This window comes from Spirilliplanes yamanashiensis, assembly GCF_016863475.1.
Taxonomy (GTDB): domain Bacteria; phylum Actinomycetota; class Actinomycetes; order Mycobacteriales; family Micromonosporaceae; genus Spirilliplanes; species Spirilliplanes yamanashiensis.
Map to the genome: position 1 here is coordinate 1 of NZ_BOOY01000008.1, position 14,544 is coordinate 14,544.

Below are 14,544 nucleotides of genomic sequence, written 5' to 3' on the forward strand. Positions count from 1 at the left end.
AAAACTAAACAAGCGACATCGACAACCGAATAGGAAGGGCGACCGGCCCCGCGCCGGTCGCCCTTTCCCATAGTTCCGCGCACGTCCTCCCCCCTCCCGAAGGGACCGCCATGACCAGCACGATCGACGGCCTCGTCAGTGGTCTGTCCACCAGCGCGCTCATCTCGAGCCTGATGCAGGTCGAGGCGGCCCCCCAGAACCTCCTCAAGAGCAAGGTCACCAAGCAGCAGACGGCGCTGACGGCCTACCAGGGCCTGAACACGAAGCTGGCCGCGCTGGAGACCGCCGCGCAGAACATGCAGAAGCTGTCGACCTGGCGGTCGGTGGCGCCCAGCTCGACGTCGACCTCGGTGACCGCCAGCGCGACCAGCTCGAACTCGAACCAGACCGGCTCGGTCACGTTCGACGTCACGCAGCTGGCCACCACGCAGGTCTCGACCGTCGACGCCGCCTCGCCGACCACGCAGATCGTCAAGAACAACGTCCAGAACCTGACCGTCACCGTCGGCGGCGTCGCCACGCAGGTCGACGTGAGCGCGGACCGGACGATCACCGGCGTCGCCGCGGCCATCAACAACTCGGGCACCGGCGTCAAGGCCACGCTCGTCACCGACAGCGCCGGCAAGACGATCATGCAGCTCACCGGCCCGAAGGCCGGCGCCGCCAACTCCTTCACCATCACCGGCCTCGACACCGGCTACGCGATGGCGCCGATCACGGCCGCCGCGGACGCGAAGATCAAGGTCGGCGGCGCCACCGCCGGCGCCTACGAGGTGTCCAGCCCCACGAACACGTTCACCAACCTGATCCAGGGCACCTCGATCACCGTCAGCAAGGTCGAGTCCGGCGTCACCGTCGGCGCCGAGACCGACGTCGCCGCCATCTCGAACATGATGAAGGCGCTGGTCGAGGCAGCCAACAGCGCGCTGTCCGAGGTGAAGACCAAGTCGGCCAGCAGCACCAGCACCACCGGCGGCAAGACCACCGTCACGGGCGGGCCGCTGTCCGGCGACTACATGGTCAAGCAGGTCGCCGACAAGATCCTCAGCAGCGTCAGCACCGGCCTCGACGGCTACGGCAGCCTCAGCAAGTTCGGCGTCCAGCTCAGCCGGGACGGCAAGCTGACCTTCGACGAGGCCAAGTTCAAGTCGGCGTACACCGCCGACCCGGCCGCGCTGAAGACCGCCGCCAGCGGCTTCGCCGCCAAGGTCGAGAAGATCGCGGACGACCAGCAGACGAACGTCACCAACGTCGTCACCAGCCGCACCAGCGTCATCAAGACCCTGAACGACCAGATCAGCGCCTGGGACATCCGCCTCTCCAGCCGGCAGGCGGCGCTGCAGAAGCAGTTCGCCAGCCTGGAGACGTCCATGGGCAAGATGCAGAGCCAGTCGCAGTGGCTGGCCGGCCAGATCTCCAGCCTCGGCTGAGACCGGCAACGAAGAGGGGACCCATGAGCACTGCCGCGATGCGTGAGCGTTACCTGCAGGACTCCATCAGCACCGCGTCACCGGCCAAGCTCCTGGTGATGCTGTACGACCGTCTCGTGCTCGACCTGGTGCAGGCGGAGGAGGCCCTCGCCGGTGGCGACAAGGTGGCCGCCGGCCCGCCGCTGATGCACGCGCAGGAGATCATCCTGGAGCTGCGCAGCACTCTCGACATGGACGTGTGGGAGGGCGCCCAGGGGCTGGCCGACCTCTACGGCTTCCTGCTCACCGAGCTGATCGACGCCAACGTCAAGGGCGACGCCGGCAAGGTGGCCACCAGCCGGCAGATCCTCGAGCCGCTGCGCGACGCCTGGCGGGAGGCCGCCCTGACGGTCGGCGCCTCCGCCGGCGCGCGCTGAGGAGATGACCGGCGACTGGCGCACCGAGTGGACCACCGCGCTCGACGCGCTGGAGCTGGACGTGAGCCGGGCCGAGGCGATGCTCGCCGAGGGACACCGCCTGGCGGACGAGCCGGCGGCCGACCCGTGGCACCCGCCGGCGAACATCGGGCCGCTGCCGCTGGACCTGCGCCCGCGCGCCGACGCGATCCTGGCCCGCCAGATCGCGGCGGCCGAGGCGATCGCCGGCCGGCTGGCCTCGAACCGCCAGCAGTCCGCCGTGGTGTCGCGGATGGAGACGGGCGAACGCGTCAAGCGCCCCGTCTACCTCGACTGCGCCATGTGACACAGCAGCACCCCGGACCCGGGCGCCCGACGGCGCCCGGGTCCTGTGCTGCAACCGACCTGCTCCGCGGCGCCCCTCAGCGCGCAACCGGAGCCACCGATCGTTGGGTACGAGCACGGAACGCTCGACGACCTCGCCACGGACCGGCGGCCCAGATCTGCGAACAGGAGCTGCCGCCGTGTTCAACGACGTGTCGACGTCCTCCCTGCGCGTCGCCCTCTCGGGGTTGCACGCGCGGCAGAACGCCATCGCGGACAACATCGCGAACATCGAGACCCCCGGCTACCGCGCCAAGAAGGTCAAGTTCGAGGAGGCGCTCAACCAGGCCGTGGCCGACGGCGACGCGCCCGGCTCGGTCTCGCCGGCGCAGCTGACGTCGCTGGAGCCCACCCGCCTCAACGGCAGCAACGTCAACCTGGACCAGGAGACGCTGTCGCAGGTCGACACCTCCATGCGCTACCAGCTGGCGATCCGCGCGCTGGACGGCAAGTACAGCACCCTCCGCTCGGTCATCAAGGGAGCCTGATCGTGGCCATCTTCAACGCGGTCGGCGTGGCCGGCACCGGCGTGACGGTCTACCGCAAGTGGCTGGACGCCGTCAGCGACAACATCGCCAACATGAACAACGTCAGCCGGACCTCGGAGAACGCGTTCCAGGCCCGCTACGTCATCGCCCAGGAGGCGCAGGACGGCAACGGCGCCCAGGTCGGCGGCACCGTCCTGGGCAGCGCCGAGGGCAAGCTCGTCTACGAGCCGTCCCACCCGCTCGCCGACTCCGACGGGTACGTGCGCTACCCGGACATCGACCTCGGCAGCCAGATGGGCCAGATGATCATGGCCCAGCGCGCTTACCAGGCCAACCTGTCCGTCGTCGACCGCGCCCGTGACGCCTACACGGCCGCCATCCAGCTCGGGAGCAAGTGATGACCTCACCCATCGGCGGCATCGGCTCCATCGGCTCGATCACCGGCCTGTCCGGCATCGGCGAGCTCAGCGGCGCCGGCAACGATGCTGCTACCGGCCCCAACTCAGACTTCGCGAGCGTGCTGTCGAACAGTCTGAAGAACGTGCAGGAGCTGCAGAACAAGTCGAACGAGCTGGCGGTGAAGGTGGCCGACGGCACGCTGCAGGACCCGGCGCAGTACACCATGGCCAGCACGGAAGCGGGTCTGGCGCTCGATCTCACGATGGCTGTCCGGAACAAGGCCGTTGAGGCCTTCCAAGAGATCATGAGGATGCAGGCCTGATGGGTGACCGTCTTCCGAAGCCGCTCCGCAAGGCCCTCGCGGCCTTCGGGTCCTTCACCGCCGGCCAGAAGGCCGTGACCATCGCCGCTGTGCTGGCGCTGGCGGTCGGTGGCTACTTCTTCGCCACCTGGGCTTCGACGCCGGCCTACGCCATGCTCTTCAACAACCTCTCCGGCAAGGACGCCTCGGCCGTCGTCGAGTCGCTGCAGGCCTCCGGCACCCCGTACGAGCTGGAGAACAACGGCGCCACCATCATGGTGCCGGCCGACAAGGTCAACGACCTGCGCATCCAGCTGTCCGGCGAGGGCCTGCCCGCCGAGGCCGACAGCGGCTACGCGCTGCTCGACGAGCAGGGCATCACCACCAGCGACTTCATGCAGCACGTCGGCTACCAGCGCGCCCTGGAGGGCGAGCTGTCGAAGACCATCAAGTCGATCGACGGCGTCGAGGCCGCGACCGTGCACCTCGTCATCCCGCAGAAGGACGTCTTCAGCGACGACGAGAACAAGCCGACCGCCTCGGTCCTGGTCGCCTCGCAGGGCAGCTCCGGGCTGTCGAACCAGCAGGTGCAGGCCATCGTGCACCTGGTCGCGTCCAGCGTCGAGGGCCTCGAGCCCGCCGCCGTGACCGTGGCCGGCGCCGACGGCAAGGTGCTCTCCTCCGGCGACGGCACCGCGGTCGTGTCCGGCGACGGCGACGCCCGCAGCCAGGCCACCAACGCCTACCAGAACAAGCTCAACACCCAGCTCCAGCTGATGCTCGACAAGATCGTCGGCCCGGGCAACACGGTCGTCACCAGCACCGTGGACCTGGACTTCGACCAGACGCAGACGCAGAGCGAGACGTTCTCCTCGGACCCGAACACCGCCCCGCTGGCCGAGTCCAACAAGAGCGAGACGTACAACGGCGCGGGCGGCCCCAACGCCGGCGGCGCCCTGGGCCCGGACAACATCCAGAACCCGGCGGCCGGCGCCAACGGCAGCGGCCAGTACCTCTCGTCCGAGTCGACCAAGAACAACGCCGTCAACAAGGTCATCGAGACCCGCAAGAACGCCGGCGGCAACGTCCGCCAGCAGAGCGTCTCGGTGCTGCTGAACAGCCGCACCGCCGGCAACGTGCAGGCCGCCGACGTGCAGCAGCTGGTCGCCGCGGCCGCCGGCATCGACGCCGCCCGGGGCGACACCATCGCGGTCAGCGCGATGCCGTTCGACACCAGCGCCGAGCAGGCCCGCAAGGACGCCCTGGCGCAGGCCGGCGCGGCCGAGCAGCAGGACGCCATGATGGGCTACATCCGCATCGGCGCGATGGCGTTCGTCGTCCTGGTGCTGCTGTTCCTGGCCTGGCGGGCCAGCAAGCGCAACAAGCGCTCGCAGCTCACCGAGGCCGAGCTGGCCCAGCTGGAGGAGATGCAGGCGGCCCTCGAGCGCCAGCGCCAGCTGGAGCTCGCCGGCGGCGGCCTGACCGCCCTGGAGGCGGCGCCCGGCCCCACCGCCGACGACGAGGCCCGCGAGGCCCGCCAGAAGGAGATCGCGCAGATGGTCCAGGACCAGCCGGACGAGGTCGCGGCGCTGCTGCGCGGCTGGCTGGCCGAGCGCCGCTGACGGAACCAGGCGGGTCGCCCCGAACACGGGGCGGCCCGCCTTCTTCGTCCTCAGAATGGGATGGGGGGTGACGACATGACCAGTGTGACGTCGACGGAGCTGAGCGGCCTGCGGAAGGCAGCGGTGCTGCTGGTGCGCATGGGCAAGGAGAACTCGGCCAAGATGATGGCCAATCTCCGCGAGAACGAGGTCGAGGAGCTGTCGGCCGAGATCGCCCGCCTGGGCAAGATCGACCCCGACACGGCCGACGACGTCGTCGACGAGTTCTACGCGCTCGCCACCGCCCGCAACGGCGGCGTCGGCGGCATGGAGTACGCCCGCGAGCTGCTGGAGGCGTCGCTGGGCCCCGAGCGGGCCTCGATGATCCTGGACCGGCTCCAGGCGCAGATGACCGACATGCCGTTCAACTTCCTCAGCCACGCCGACCCCCGGCAGGTCCTGTCGTACGTGCAGTACGAGCACCCGCAGACGATCGCGCTGGTGCTGGCCCACGTGCCGTCCGCGCTCGCGTCCTCGATCCTGTCCGGCCTCGACCCGGACGTGCAGTCGGACGTCGCGCACCGCATCGCCGTCATGGACCGCACCTCGCCCGAGGTGATCCGGCAGGTCGAGGCGGCGCTGGAGCGCAAGCTGTCGACCGTCCTGCAGCCCACCGAGATGAGCACCGTCGGCGGCCTGCAGCCGCTGGTCGACATCATCAACCGCGCCGACCGCACCACCGAGCGGCTCATCCTGGAGGCGCTGGAGCAGCGCAGCCCGGAGATCGCCGAGGAGATCCGCCGGCGCATGTTCATGTTCGAGGACGTCGTGCAGCTCGAGGACCGCGCCGTGCAGCTGGTGCTGCGCCAGGTGGAGGCCGCCGACCTGGCCACCGCCCTCAAGGGCGTCTCCGAGGAGGTCCGGGACAAGATCACCCGCAACCTGTCGGAGCGCGGCCGCGAGAACCTGCTCGAGGAGATCGACCTGCTCGGACCGGTGCGCGTCAAGATGGTCGAGGAGGCGCAGACGAAGATCGTCTCGGTCATCCGCTCGCTCGAGGACTCCGGGCAGATCGAGATCCAGCGAGGCGGTGACACCGATGAGCTCATCGCCTGAGTACCGGCCCGGCAAGCCGATCCTGCGCGGCGGCGACGCCCAGCAGGCGACCCGGCCGGCGTTCCAGACGGACCTGCGGCGCGCCGTGCCCGTCGACAGCGACGCCGTCGCCCGGGTCAAGGAGGAGGCCCGCACCGCCGGGTACGCGGAGGGCTGGGCGCAGGGCCAGCGCGAGGCCGCCGTCGCCGCCGCCGCGCTGCTGGACCAGACCGCCGCCGCCGAGCGCGCCGCCGCGGCCCAGCACGCCGCCGCGGTCCAGCAGGCGCTCGGCGCCCTGGCCCGGGCCGCCGGCGACCTCGACGCGCGCACCGCCGCCACCGTCGAGGAGGTCGAGCAGACCGTCGCCCGGTACGCCGTCGAGCTGGCCGAGGCGATCCTGGACCGCGAGCTCGCCGACCCGGCGGGCCGCGGCGCCGACGCGCTGCGCCGCGCGATGTCCCGGGCGCCCAGCGCCGGCGTCGTCACCGTGTCGCTGCATCCCGACGACTACCGCCTGCTGACCGAGGACCACCCCGGCGGCGAGCACGTCGTCGACGGCCGCCCGGTGCGGCTGCGCCCCGACGCCGCCCTGCGCCCCGGCGACGCCGTCGCCGAGATCGGCGCCATGACCGTCGACGCCACCGTCGCCGCGGCGGTCGCCCGCGTCCGGGAGGCCCTGGCCGGGTGATCATCAGCGACCGCCTCACCTCCGCCCTGGACGCCGCCCGTCCCCTGACCCGCGGCACGGTGACGGGCGCGGTCGGCCTGCGCATCACCGTCGGCGGCGTCGCCGCCAAGGTCGGCGACCTGCTGCGCGTCGGCGAGGGCGCGGAGACGATCTTCGCCGAGGTGGCCGCCATCGACGGCGACCGGCTGAGCTGCCTGCCGCTGGGCTCCATCGCCGGCATCGGCACCGGCAGCCCGGTCGTGCCCACGGGCGGCCCGCTGCGCGTCACCGTCGGCCCCGACCTCGTCGGCCGCATCCTCGACGGCCTCGGCCGACCCATGGACGGCGGGCCGCCGCTGCGCGGCGAGTCGGTCAGCATCGACGCCAAACCGCCGTCCGCCCTGGACCGCGGGCTCGTCGACGCGCCGATGTCGCTCGGCATCCGCGTCCTCGACACCCTCGTGCCGTGCGGCAAGGGTCAGCGCATCGGCATCTTCGCCGGCTCCGGCGTCGGCAAGTCCACCCTCATGTCGATGATCACCCGCGGCACGTCCGCCGCCCTCAACGTGGTCGCCCTGGTCGGCGAGCGCGGCCGCGAGGTGCGCGAGTTCATCGAGCACGACCTCGGCCCCGAGGGCCTGGCCCGGTCCGTGGTCGTCATCGCCACCTCCGACCAGCCGCCGCTGGTCCGCCTGCGCGCCGGCGCGGTCGCCACCCGGATCGCCGAGTACTACCGCGACGAGGGCCAGGACGTGCTGATGATGATGGACAGCGTCACCCGCGCGGCGATGGCCCAGCGCGAGGTCGGCCTGTCCGTCGGCGAACCCCCGGCCACCCGCGGCTACCCGCCCTCGGTGTTCGCGATGCTGGCCAGCCTCCTGGAACGCGCCGGCCCCGGCGCCACCGGCAGCATCACCGGCCTCTACACCGTGCTGGTCGAGGGCGACGACCACAACGAACCCATCGCCGACGCGGCCCGCTCGATCCTCGACGGCCACATCGTGCTCGACCGCAAACTCGCCACCGCCGGCCACTTCCCGTCGATCGAGTCCCTCGACTCCATCTCCCGCGTCGCCAACAAGATCACCACCCGCGACCAGAAGGCCGACGCCACCACCCTCCGCCGCCTCATGGCGGCCCGCCGCGACGTCCGCGAACTCGTCGAGATCGGCGCGTACGTCCCCGGCAGCAACCCCGACGCCGACCGCGCCAACGAGATCTGGCCGCAGATCCTCGACTTCCTGCGCCAGGGCCTCGACGAGCGGGTCACCGCCGAGCAGGCCTGGGAGCAGCTGCATCGCCTGTTGCACGGCTGATTTCTCTGGTCGCTGTGGGGGTTTCGGGGGGAGGGTGCCTCCCGGAGCCCGTCAGGCTTGATGTCTCCGGGAGTCACCCTCCCCCCGAAACCTGACCCGGTCACGGCCCGCGGATCGGTCACCCTCCAGATCCGCCACCACGACTACGGCGCCAGCGCGACGTGCAGCCGATGCGCGGCCCTCTGTCCCGAGAGCGACCTAATCGCGGGCGGTGACCAGGTCGGGGTTCCGGGGGAGGGTGACTCACGGAGACATCAAGCCTGACGGGCTCCGTGAGGCACCCTCCCCCGGACCCCCCCACCGCAACCACAGGAATGGCCGCAACCGCGCGGCACCCGAGCGCATAACCCGGAAGCCACCGCGAGACCGGAGATTGGTGCAGGAGCCGGACGCCATCCGGCCGCACTCCCGGAACGCCCGGCGACGGATCGCCCACGGCACCGGACAGCCCGCTCGCCCTGGCCGCAGCAACGGATCTGCACCCGGACAGGCACCCTCGTCGCACCACGCCCCGAGGAGGCTTCCCTCCGTGAATCGCCGTTTCAAGCTCGGACCGGTCCTGCGTGCCCGTCAGGCGCAGGAAGACCTGTCCCGCAGTGCCGTCATCCAGGCCCGGGTCGAGGCCGAGTCCGCCGCCGCTCTCGTGAAGCGCCGGCAGCTCGAGCTCGTCGGCGGGGACGCCCCCAACGAGGGCACCGCCCGCGCCATGGTCGCGTCCATGGTGGCGCGGCAGTCGCTCGCCGCCGGCCTGTTCGCGGCCGCCCGGCTCGCCGACGAGGCCACCGACGTCATCGAGGTGCGGCAGGCCGAGCTGGCCGAGGCCGCCAAGCGGCGCCGCGCCGTCGAGCTGCTCGCGGAGCGGCACGCCGCCACCGTCAAGGCGCACGAGCTGGCGTCCGACCAGCGTGAGATCGACGAGCTGGCCGTCACCATGAAGGCGCGGAACGCCGCCCGTGGCCTCGACGGCACCAGCGAGCGCCGCGCGCACACCATGCGGCACGGGCACGCGCGGCCGGCGGGTGACACGGCGTGACCCTCGGCGTCGCCGGGGTGATGTCCCGGATCCAGGAACTGCAGACCCAGCTGGGCGCGGCCCCGGCCACCACCGCCACCACCGCCACGAGCGCCACGTCGGCCACGTCGGCGGCCAAGGCCACCAGCGGCACCAGCTTCGCCGCCGCCCTCTCCGCCGCCACGGGCAGCACCGGCACCACGAAGTCCGTCACCGGTGACGCCGTGGTCGACGCCGCCAAGAAGTACCTGGGTGTGCCCTATGTGTTCGGTTCCGCCAACCCGGACAAGGGACTGGACTGCTCGGGCCTTCTCCAGCAGGCGTTCGGGGACGTGGGCGTTAAGCTGCCGCGTATCTCGTCCGAACAGGCCAGGGTGGGGACGAAGGTCGACAGCCTCGCCGAGGCCAAGCCCGGCGACATCCTCGCGTTCAACCGCCCCGTCGACCACGTGGCGATCTACCTCGGCAACAACAAGATGATCGCGGCGCCGCACAGCGGCGAGGTCGTCAAGATCCAGAAGGTGTACGAGACGCCGTCGGCGATCCGCCGCGTCGTCCCGGACGCCGCTGCCGCCCCGGTGGCCGTGCCGGCGCTGCGGCCGGCCGCGCTCGGCGCCGCGGGCAGCAACACGGTGTCCGGTGTGAAGTACGCGGACCTGTTCAACGCGGCCGGCGCCAAGTACGGCGTCTCGCCGAAGCTGCTCGCCGCCGTCGCGAAGGTCGAGTCGGGCTACAACCCGAACGCCGTCAGCAAGGCCGGCGCGCAGGGCCTCATGCAGATCATGCCGTCGACGGCCAAGGGCCTGGGCGTGCGCGACGCGTTCGACCCGGCGCAGGCCGTGAACGGGGCGGCGAAGCTGCTCGCGAGCAACATCAAGGAGTTCAAGTCGGTGCCGCTGGCCCTCGCCGCGTACAACGCGGGCGGCGGCGCGGTGAAGAAGTACGGCGGCATCCCGCCGTTCGCGGAGACGCAGGCGTACGTGCCCAAGGTCCAGGCGGCCCTCAAGGCCCTCGGTTAAGGAGTGGTGCCCCGGATGGCGACCCCGAACATCGTGACGACGCAGTCCGCACCGGCCCGCGCCACCGGCACCGACGGCACCCGCCGGTCGGCCGGGCAGCGCGGCGGCACGGACTTCAGCGAGGCGATGTCGGCCGCGCTGGACAAGCGCCCCACCGAGCGCCCGACCGAGCGCCCCACCGAGCGCCCGACGGAGCGGGCCACGGAGCGCCCCACCGAGCGGCGCGACGACCGCAACCAGCGGGCGGACCGCAAGGACCGCCCCGACCGCCCCGAGCGCCACGAGCGGGCCGAGCGCCCCGACCGCCCCGACCGCCGAGACCGGGCCGACCGCGCCGACCGGGCCGAGCGCGCTGACCGCCCGCACCGCAACGAGCGCGCGGAACACCGCCGCGCCACCACCGTGGACGACGCCGCCGCGACTACCGAGACTTCTGAGGCCACCGAGACGGCCGAGGCCACGGAGGAGACCGCGACGGCCACGACCGCCACCGCGACCCCACCGGCCACTGTGGCCCCGGTCGTCGTGCCGGCCGCCCTCGCGTCGGCCCAGCCCACGCAGCCCGCCGAGACGACGGCACCGGAAACCGACGCCACCGCGACGGTCCCGGCGGCCACCCCGGCCACCCAGACCCAGGCCGCAGCGACGGCCACGGCCACGGCACCGGCCACCGCACCGACCCCGGCCGCCACCGAGACGGCCGCGGCCGCCGAGACCCCGGCGACGCCGGGCGCGCAGGCCGGCGCGGAGGCCCCCACGGCCGCCACCACAACCACCACGACCGCAACCCCGGACCAGGGGGCCGCCGACCCCGGCGCCGACCAGTCCACGCCGCGCCAGCCGGCCCCGGCCGCCGCCACGCCGGCGACGGCCGCCGCCGAGGCGCCCACCACCGACCCGGCCGCGGCGCCCGCGGCACCGCAGGCCACCACCACCGCCACCGCCGCCACACCGGCACCCGGCGTCCCGCAGGTCGCCCCGGCCGCGCCCGCGGCGCCCGCCGCCCCGGTGGCACCGGCCGCGCCGGTCGCCGCCGGCACCCCGGCCGCGCCGCTGCCCGCGGCCGCGCAGGTGGCGACCCGGATCGTGCCGTTGAAGCTGGACGCCGACGGCGTGCACCGGCTCACCGTCCACCTGCACCCGGCGGACCTCGGCGGCGTGCAGATCGTGGCCGAGATCCGCAACGGCGACATCTCCGTGCAGCTGGCCGGCGCGACCGAGGCGGGCCGGGAGGCGCTGAAGCAGTCGCTCGGCGACCTGAAGCGCGAACTTCAGCAGGCCGGCTTCGGCAACTGCAACCTCGACCTCAAGCAGGGCTCGCCCCAGCAGGAGCAGGCCCGCCAGCAGTTCGCGTCCCTCGGCAACGGCGGCGGCGACAACGGCACGCGCGGCGGCTCACGCACCGGCGCCGGCGTGCCGAACGGGAACCAGAACGCCCAAGGACAGGCCGAGACGCGGGTGCGCCCCGGCGACACCACCCGCCTCGACCTCACCGTCTGAACCGGAAGGACAGCCTCATGGCCAACGACATCTCGGGTTTCGTCACACCCAGCAGTGGCAACGTGTCCGGCGCGTCCATGTACACCGGTACCACCACGGGCGTCACGAAGAAGTCAGATCTGTCCGACAAGGACACGTTCCTGAAGCTGCTCGTCGCGCAGCTCAAGTACCAGGACCCCAGCAACCCGGCCGACTCCACCCAGTTCCTGGCGCAGACCGCGCAGTTCACGCAGGTGGAGAAGCTGGCGGAGCTCGCCAAGAGCCAGGCCAGCATGCTGCAGGCCCAGCAGTCGCTCTCGGCCAGCAACCTAGTCGGCCGCACAATCTCTTATACCGACGCGGCGGGTGCCGAACAGACGGGCGTCGTCACGAAGGCGACGCTCGGAGGAAGCGAACCGACCCTCACGGTCGGCAACACGGACGTGCCGCTCTCCTCGGTCAAGGATGTCCGACAGAGCTCCTGATCAGTCTCCCGGCTCCCGACCCAGAAAAGAGATCAGTACATGCTCCGTTCGATGTTCTCCGGCATCTCCGGTCTGCGCGCCCACCAGCAGATGATGGATGTCACCGGCAACAACATCGCGAACGTCAACACCACCGGCTTCAAGTCGAGCACGGTCACGTTCCAGGACACGCTGTCGCAGATGGTGCGCGCGGCCGGCTCGCCGCAGGGCGAGGTCGGCGGCACGAACCCGGCGCAGATCGGCCTCGGCGTGCGGCTCGGCACCGTCGGCACCAACTTCGGCCAGGGCGCCGCGCAGAACACCGGCAAGAGCACCGACCTGCTGATCCAGGGCGACGGCTTCTTCATGGTCCGCTCCGGCGGCGAGCAGCTGTTCACCCGCTCGGGCGCCTTCGACTGGGACAACAACGGCAACCTGGTCAACGCGAACGGCAACATGGTGCAGGGCTGGCTGGCCGACGCCGACGGCAACCTGAACACCGCCGCCGTCCCGGGCAAGATCACGCTGCCGCTGGGCCAGACGATCGCCCCGCAGGTCACCACGAACATGAAGATGATCGGCAACCTCCAGGTCGACGCCCCGACGGGCACGGTCAAGGAGGTCCAGACCACCGCGTTCGACGCGACCGGCCGGGAGAACCCGGTCACCCTGACCTTCACCAAGCAGGCCGACGGCACCTGGAACGTGGGCGACGGCACGAACACCGGCAACCTGGCGTTCGGCGTCGACGGCCGGCCCACCGCCGGCACGCTGACCCTGGGCGGCGTCACGGTCGACGTGGCCGCGATGACGCACTACAGCGGCGTCAGCGCCCCGTCGGTCAACACCCGCGACGGCTCGGCCGCCGGCACGCTGAACGCGTACAGCTTCACCGAGACCGGCGAGATCGTCGGCGTCTTCTCCAACGGCCTCACCCAGGTGATGGGCCAGGTCGCCATGGCGAACTTCAACAACGTCAGCGGCCTGGAGAAGGTCGGCAACTCGATGTACCGGATGACCGTCAACTCCGGCCTGCCGCAGGTCGGCCCGGCCGGCACCAACGGCCTGGGCTACATGTCGGGCGGCCAGCTGGAGATGTCGAACGTCGACCTGGCGCAGGAGTTCACCAACCTGGTCATCGCGCAGCGCGGCTTCCAGGCCAACTCGCGCGTCATCACCAGCTCGGACGAGATCCTGCAGGACCTGGTCAACATCAAGCGCTAGCACCTGCACCAGCACGCGAGAGGGGCCCGCCGCCGGCGGGTCCCTCTTCGTGTGTGCGCTCGTCCGGTTGCGGTGCGGTGGCAATGCCTCCGACCAGCCATTTCGGCCTCAGCGGACCGGGCCAGGCGTCGAAGGACAAGTGACGGGGCCACGGAGGGTCCCACACGAACACAAGCCAAGGACGGTCAGTCGTGATCCTCGTAACCCGCCTCAACGGAGCCGTCTTCGGCCTCAATCCCGACCTGGTCGAGCGCGTGGACTGCACGCCCGACACGGTCGTGACGCTGGTCGACGGCACCAAGTACATCATCGCCGAGTCCGTGCCCGAGTTCATCGAGCACGTCCGGCACTACCGCGCCTCGCTGATCGCCCAGGCGAGCCGCATGGAGACCGAGCAGCTCGCCCCGGCCTCCGCCAAGACGACCGACGACCTGGACGACGCGGCCCCGGCCAACGTTCTCCCGCTGCACCGTAAGGAGCGCTGAGCATGGACATCGCTGCCCTTGTCGGCATTGTCGTCACCTTCATCATCGTGTTCGTCGTGCAGGCGCTCGAGGGCGGCCACGCCGGCTCGATCATCCTGTTCCCGGCCATGCTGCTGGTGTTCGGCGGCGCCCTCGGCGCGGCGATGGCCGGCGGCATCCTGAAGGACACCCTCGGCATCGGCGGCCAGCTCAAGAAGGCGCTGCTGCCCAAGGTGACGCCCCCGACGAAGCTGGTCGACGACGTCGTGAAGCTCGCCGAGCGCGCCCGCCGCGAGGGCCTGCTGGCCCTGGAGGACGCGATCAAGACGGTCGACCACGCCTTCCTGAAGCGGGGCCTGCAGCTGGCGATCGACGGCACGGACCCGGAGGAGCTGCACGACATCCTCCACGCCGAGATCGCGGCCAAGAAGAAGGCCGACAAGGCCGGCATGAAGATCTTCGAGAACATGGGCGGCTACGCCCCGACGATCGGCATCATCGGCACCGTCATGGGCCTCGTGCACGTGCTCGAGAACCTCGACAAGCCGGAGACGCTCGGCCACGCCATCGCCGCGGCGTTCGTCGCGACGCTGTGGGGCGTGCTCAGCGCCAACGTGCTGTTCCTCCCGCTCGCCGCCCGCCTCGGCCGGCTGTCCGGCATCGAGGTGGAGGAGATGGAGCTGGCGATCGAGGGTGTGCTCGCCATCCAGTCCGGCGCCAACCCGCGACTGGTGGCCCAGAAGCTCCGCAGCCTGCTGCCGCCGGACGAGGCGGCGAAGGCCGAGACGAAGAAGGCGGCCTGATCT

At 71.5% G+C, this 14,544-nt stretch carries 17 protein-coding genes; all 17 read left to right on the forward strand.

Going from position 1 to position 14,544, the window contains the following annotated elements; translation table 11 throughout:
- The first annotated feature begins 110 nt into the window (after positions 1-110).
- The 17 genes from fliD (at position 111) to Sya03_RS06990 (ending at position 14,541) form a co-directional block, all read left to right on the forward strand.
- Positions 111-1,430, forward strand: coding sequence for a flagellar filament capping protein FliD (gene fliD / locus Sya03_RS31480; RefSeq protein WP_203937353.1), 1,320 nt, complete (start codon positions 111-113; stop codon positions 1,428-1,430).
- Between the two features lie 23 nt (positions 1,431-1,453).
- Positions 1,454-1,846, forward strand: coding sequence for a flagellar export chaperone FliS (gene fliS, locus Sya03_RS06915; protein ID WP_203937354.1), 393 nt, complete (start codon positions 1,454-1,456; stop codon positions 1,844-1,846).
- Positions 1,847-1,850: 4 nt separating this feature from the next.
- The gene (locus tag Sya03_RS06920; protein WP_203937355.1) at positions 1,851-2,171 is read left to right on the forward strand and encodes a hypothetical protein; all 321 of its coding nucleotides are present in this window, start codon (positions 1,851-1,853) and stop codon (positions 2,169-2,171) included.
- A gap of 178 nt (positions 2,172-2,349) precedes the next feature.
- Positions 2,350-2,697: a flagellar basal body rod protein FlgB gene (gene flgB / locus Sya03_RS06925; RefSeq protein WP_203937356.1), complete on the forward strand. Its 348-nt coding sequence runs from the start codon at positions 2,350-2,352 to the stop codon at positions 2,695-2,697.
- A 2-nt stretch (positions 2,698-2,699) separates the two neighbouring features.
- A complete protein-coding gene (locus tag Sya03_RS06930) occupies positions 2,700-3,095 on the forward strand; it encodes a flagellar basal body rod protein FlgC (RefSeq protein WP_203937357.1) in 396 nt (131 codons plus the stop codon).
- Positions 3,095-3,418, forward strand: a complete 324-nt coding sequence (gene fliE / locus Sya03_RS06935) for a flagellar hook-basal body complex protein FliE (RefSeq protein ID WP_203937358.1) — start codon at positions 3,095-3,097, stop codon at positions 3,416-3,418. The genes Sya03_RS06930 and fliE overlap by 1 nt, the downstream gene beginning before the upstream one ends.
- Positions 3,418-5,019, forward strand: coding sequence for a flagellar basal-body MS-ring/collar protein FliF (fliF, locus tag Sya03_RS06940; protein ID WP_203937359.1), 1,602 nt, complete (start codon positions 3,418-3,420; stop codon positions 5,017-5,019). Before fliE ends, fliF begins: the two co-directional genes overlap by 1 nt.
- A gap of 75 nt (positions 5,020-5,094) precedes the next feature.
- Complete coding sequence (gene fliG, locus Sya03_RS06945) at positions 5,095-6,114, forward strand: flagellar motor switch protein FliG (protein WP_203937360.1); 1,020 nt, start codon at positions 5,095-5,097, stop codon at positions 6,112-6,114.
- The gene (locus Sya03_RS06950) at positions 6,098-6,781 is read left to right on the forward strand and encodes a FliH/SctL family protein (protein WP_239107173.1); all 684 of its coding nucleotides are present in this window, start codon (positions 6,098-6,100) and stop codon (positions 6,779-6,781) included. The genes fliG and Sya03_RS06950 overlap by 17 nt, the downstream gene beginning before the upstream one ends.
- Positions 6,778-8,076 carry a FliI/YscN family ATPase gene (locus Sya03_RS06955; RefSeq protein ID WP_203937361.1) on the forward strand — a complete coding sequence of 433 codons (1,299 nt, stop codon included), beginning with the start codon at positions 6,778-6,780 and terminating at the stop codon, positions 8,074-8,076. The genes Sya03_RS06950 and Sya03_RS06955 overlap by 4 nt, the downstream gene beginning before the upstream one ends.
- A 529-nt stretch (positions 8,077-8,605) precedes the next feature.
- The gene (locus Sya03_RS06960) at positions 8,606-9,109 is read left to right on the forward strand and encodes a flagellar FliJ family protein (RefSeq protein WP_203937362.1); all 504 of its coding nucleotides are present in this window, start codon (positions 8,606-8,608) and stop codon (positions 9,107-9,109) included.
- Positions 9,106-10,107: a transglycosylase SLT domain-containing protein gene (locus Sya03_RS06965; protein WP_239107174.1), complete on the forward strand. Its 1,002-nt coding sequence runs from the start codon at positions 9,106-9,108 to the stop codon at positions 10,105-10,107. Before Sya03_RS06960 ends, Sya03_RS06965 begins: the two co-directional genes overlap by 4 nt.
- 15 nt (positions 10,108-10,122) lie before the next feature.
- Positions 10,123-11,607 carry a flagellar hook-length control protein FliK gene (locus Sya03_RS31485; protein ID WP_203937363.1) on the forward strand — a complete coding sequence of 495 codons (1,485 nt, stop codon included), beginning with the start codon at positions 10,123-10,125 and terminating at the stop codon, positions 11,605-11,607.
- Between the two features lie 17 nt (positions 11,608-11,624).
- Positions 11,625-12,071: a flagellar hook assembly protein FlgD gene (locus Sya03_RS06975; protein WP_203937364.1), complete on the forward strand. Its 447-nt coding sequence runs from the start codon at positions 11,625-11,627 to the stop codon at positions 12,069-12,071.
- Positions 12,072-12,110: 39 nt separating this feature from the next.
- Positions 12,111-13,274, forward strand: coding sequence for a flagellar hook protein FlgE (locus tag Sya03_RS06980; protein WP_203937365.1), 1,164 nt, complete (start codon positions 12,111-12,113; stop codon positions 13,272-13,274).
- A gap of 191 nt (positions 13,275-13,465) precedes the next feature.
- A complete protein-coding gene (locus Sya03_RS06985; RefSeq protein ID WP_203937366.1) occupies positions 13,466-13,759 on the forward strand; it encodes a flagellar FlbD family protein in 294 nt (97 codons plus the stop codon).
- A 2-nt stretch (positions 13,760-13,761) separates the two neighbouring features.
- Positions 13,762-14,541, forward strand: coding sequence for a flagellar motor protein (locus tag Sya03_RS06990; RefSeq protein WP_203937367.1), 780 nt, complete (start codon positions 13,762-13,764; stop codon positions 14,539-14,541).
- Positions 14,542-14,544: the final 3 nt, after the last annotated feature.

What these genes read in the sequence shown, in the direction of transcription:
- Sya03_RS06920 (WP_203937355.1), top strand. Translation starts at nt 1,851, where the DNA reads ATGACCGGCGACTGGCGCACCGAGTGGACCACCGCGCTCGACGCGCTG.
- Sya03_RS06980 (WP_203937365.1), top strand. Translation starts at nt 12,111, where the DNA reads ATGCTCCGTTCGATGTTCTCCGGCATCTCCGGTCTGCGCGCCCACCAG.
- fliG (WP_203937360.1), top strand. Translation starts at nt 5,095, where the DNA reads ATGACCAGTGTGACGTCGACGGAGCTGAGCGGCCTGCGGAAGGCAGCG.
- fliD (WP_203937353.1), top strand. Translation starts at nt 111, where the DNA reads ATGACCAGCACGATCGACGGCCTCGTCAGTGGTCTGTCCACCAGCGCG.
- Sya03_RS06990 (WP_203937367.1), top strand. Translation starts at nt 13,762, where the DNA reads ATGGACATCGCTGCCCTTGTCGGCATTGTCGTCACCTTCATCATCGTG.
- Sya03_RS06950 (WP_239107173.1), top strand. Translation starts at nt 6,098, where the DNA reads ATGAGCTCATCGCCTGAGTACCGGCCCGGCAAGCCGATCCTGCGCGGC.
- Sya03_RS31485 (WP_203937363.1), top strand. Translation starts at nt 10,123, where the DNA reads ATGGCGACCCCGAACATCGTGACGACGCAGTCCGCACCGGCCCGCGCC.
- Sya03_RS06975 (WP_203937364.1), top strand. Translation starts at nt 11,625, where the DNA reads ATGGCCAACGACATCTCGGGTTTCGTCACACCCAGCAGTGGCAACGTG.
- fliS (WP_203937354.1), top strand. Translation starts at nt 1,454, where the DNA reads ATGAGCACTGCCGCGATGCGTGAGCGTTACCTGCAGGACTCCATCAGC.
- fliF (WP_203937359.1), top strand. Translation starts at nt 3,418, where the DNA reads ATGGGTGACCGTCTTCCGAAGCCGCTCCGCAAGGCCCTCGCGGCCTTC.
- fliE (WP_203937358.1), top strand. Translation starts at nt 3,095, where the DNA reads ATGACCTCACCCATCGGCGGCATCGGCTCCATCGGCTCGATCACCGGC.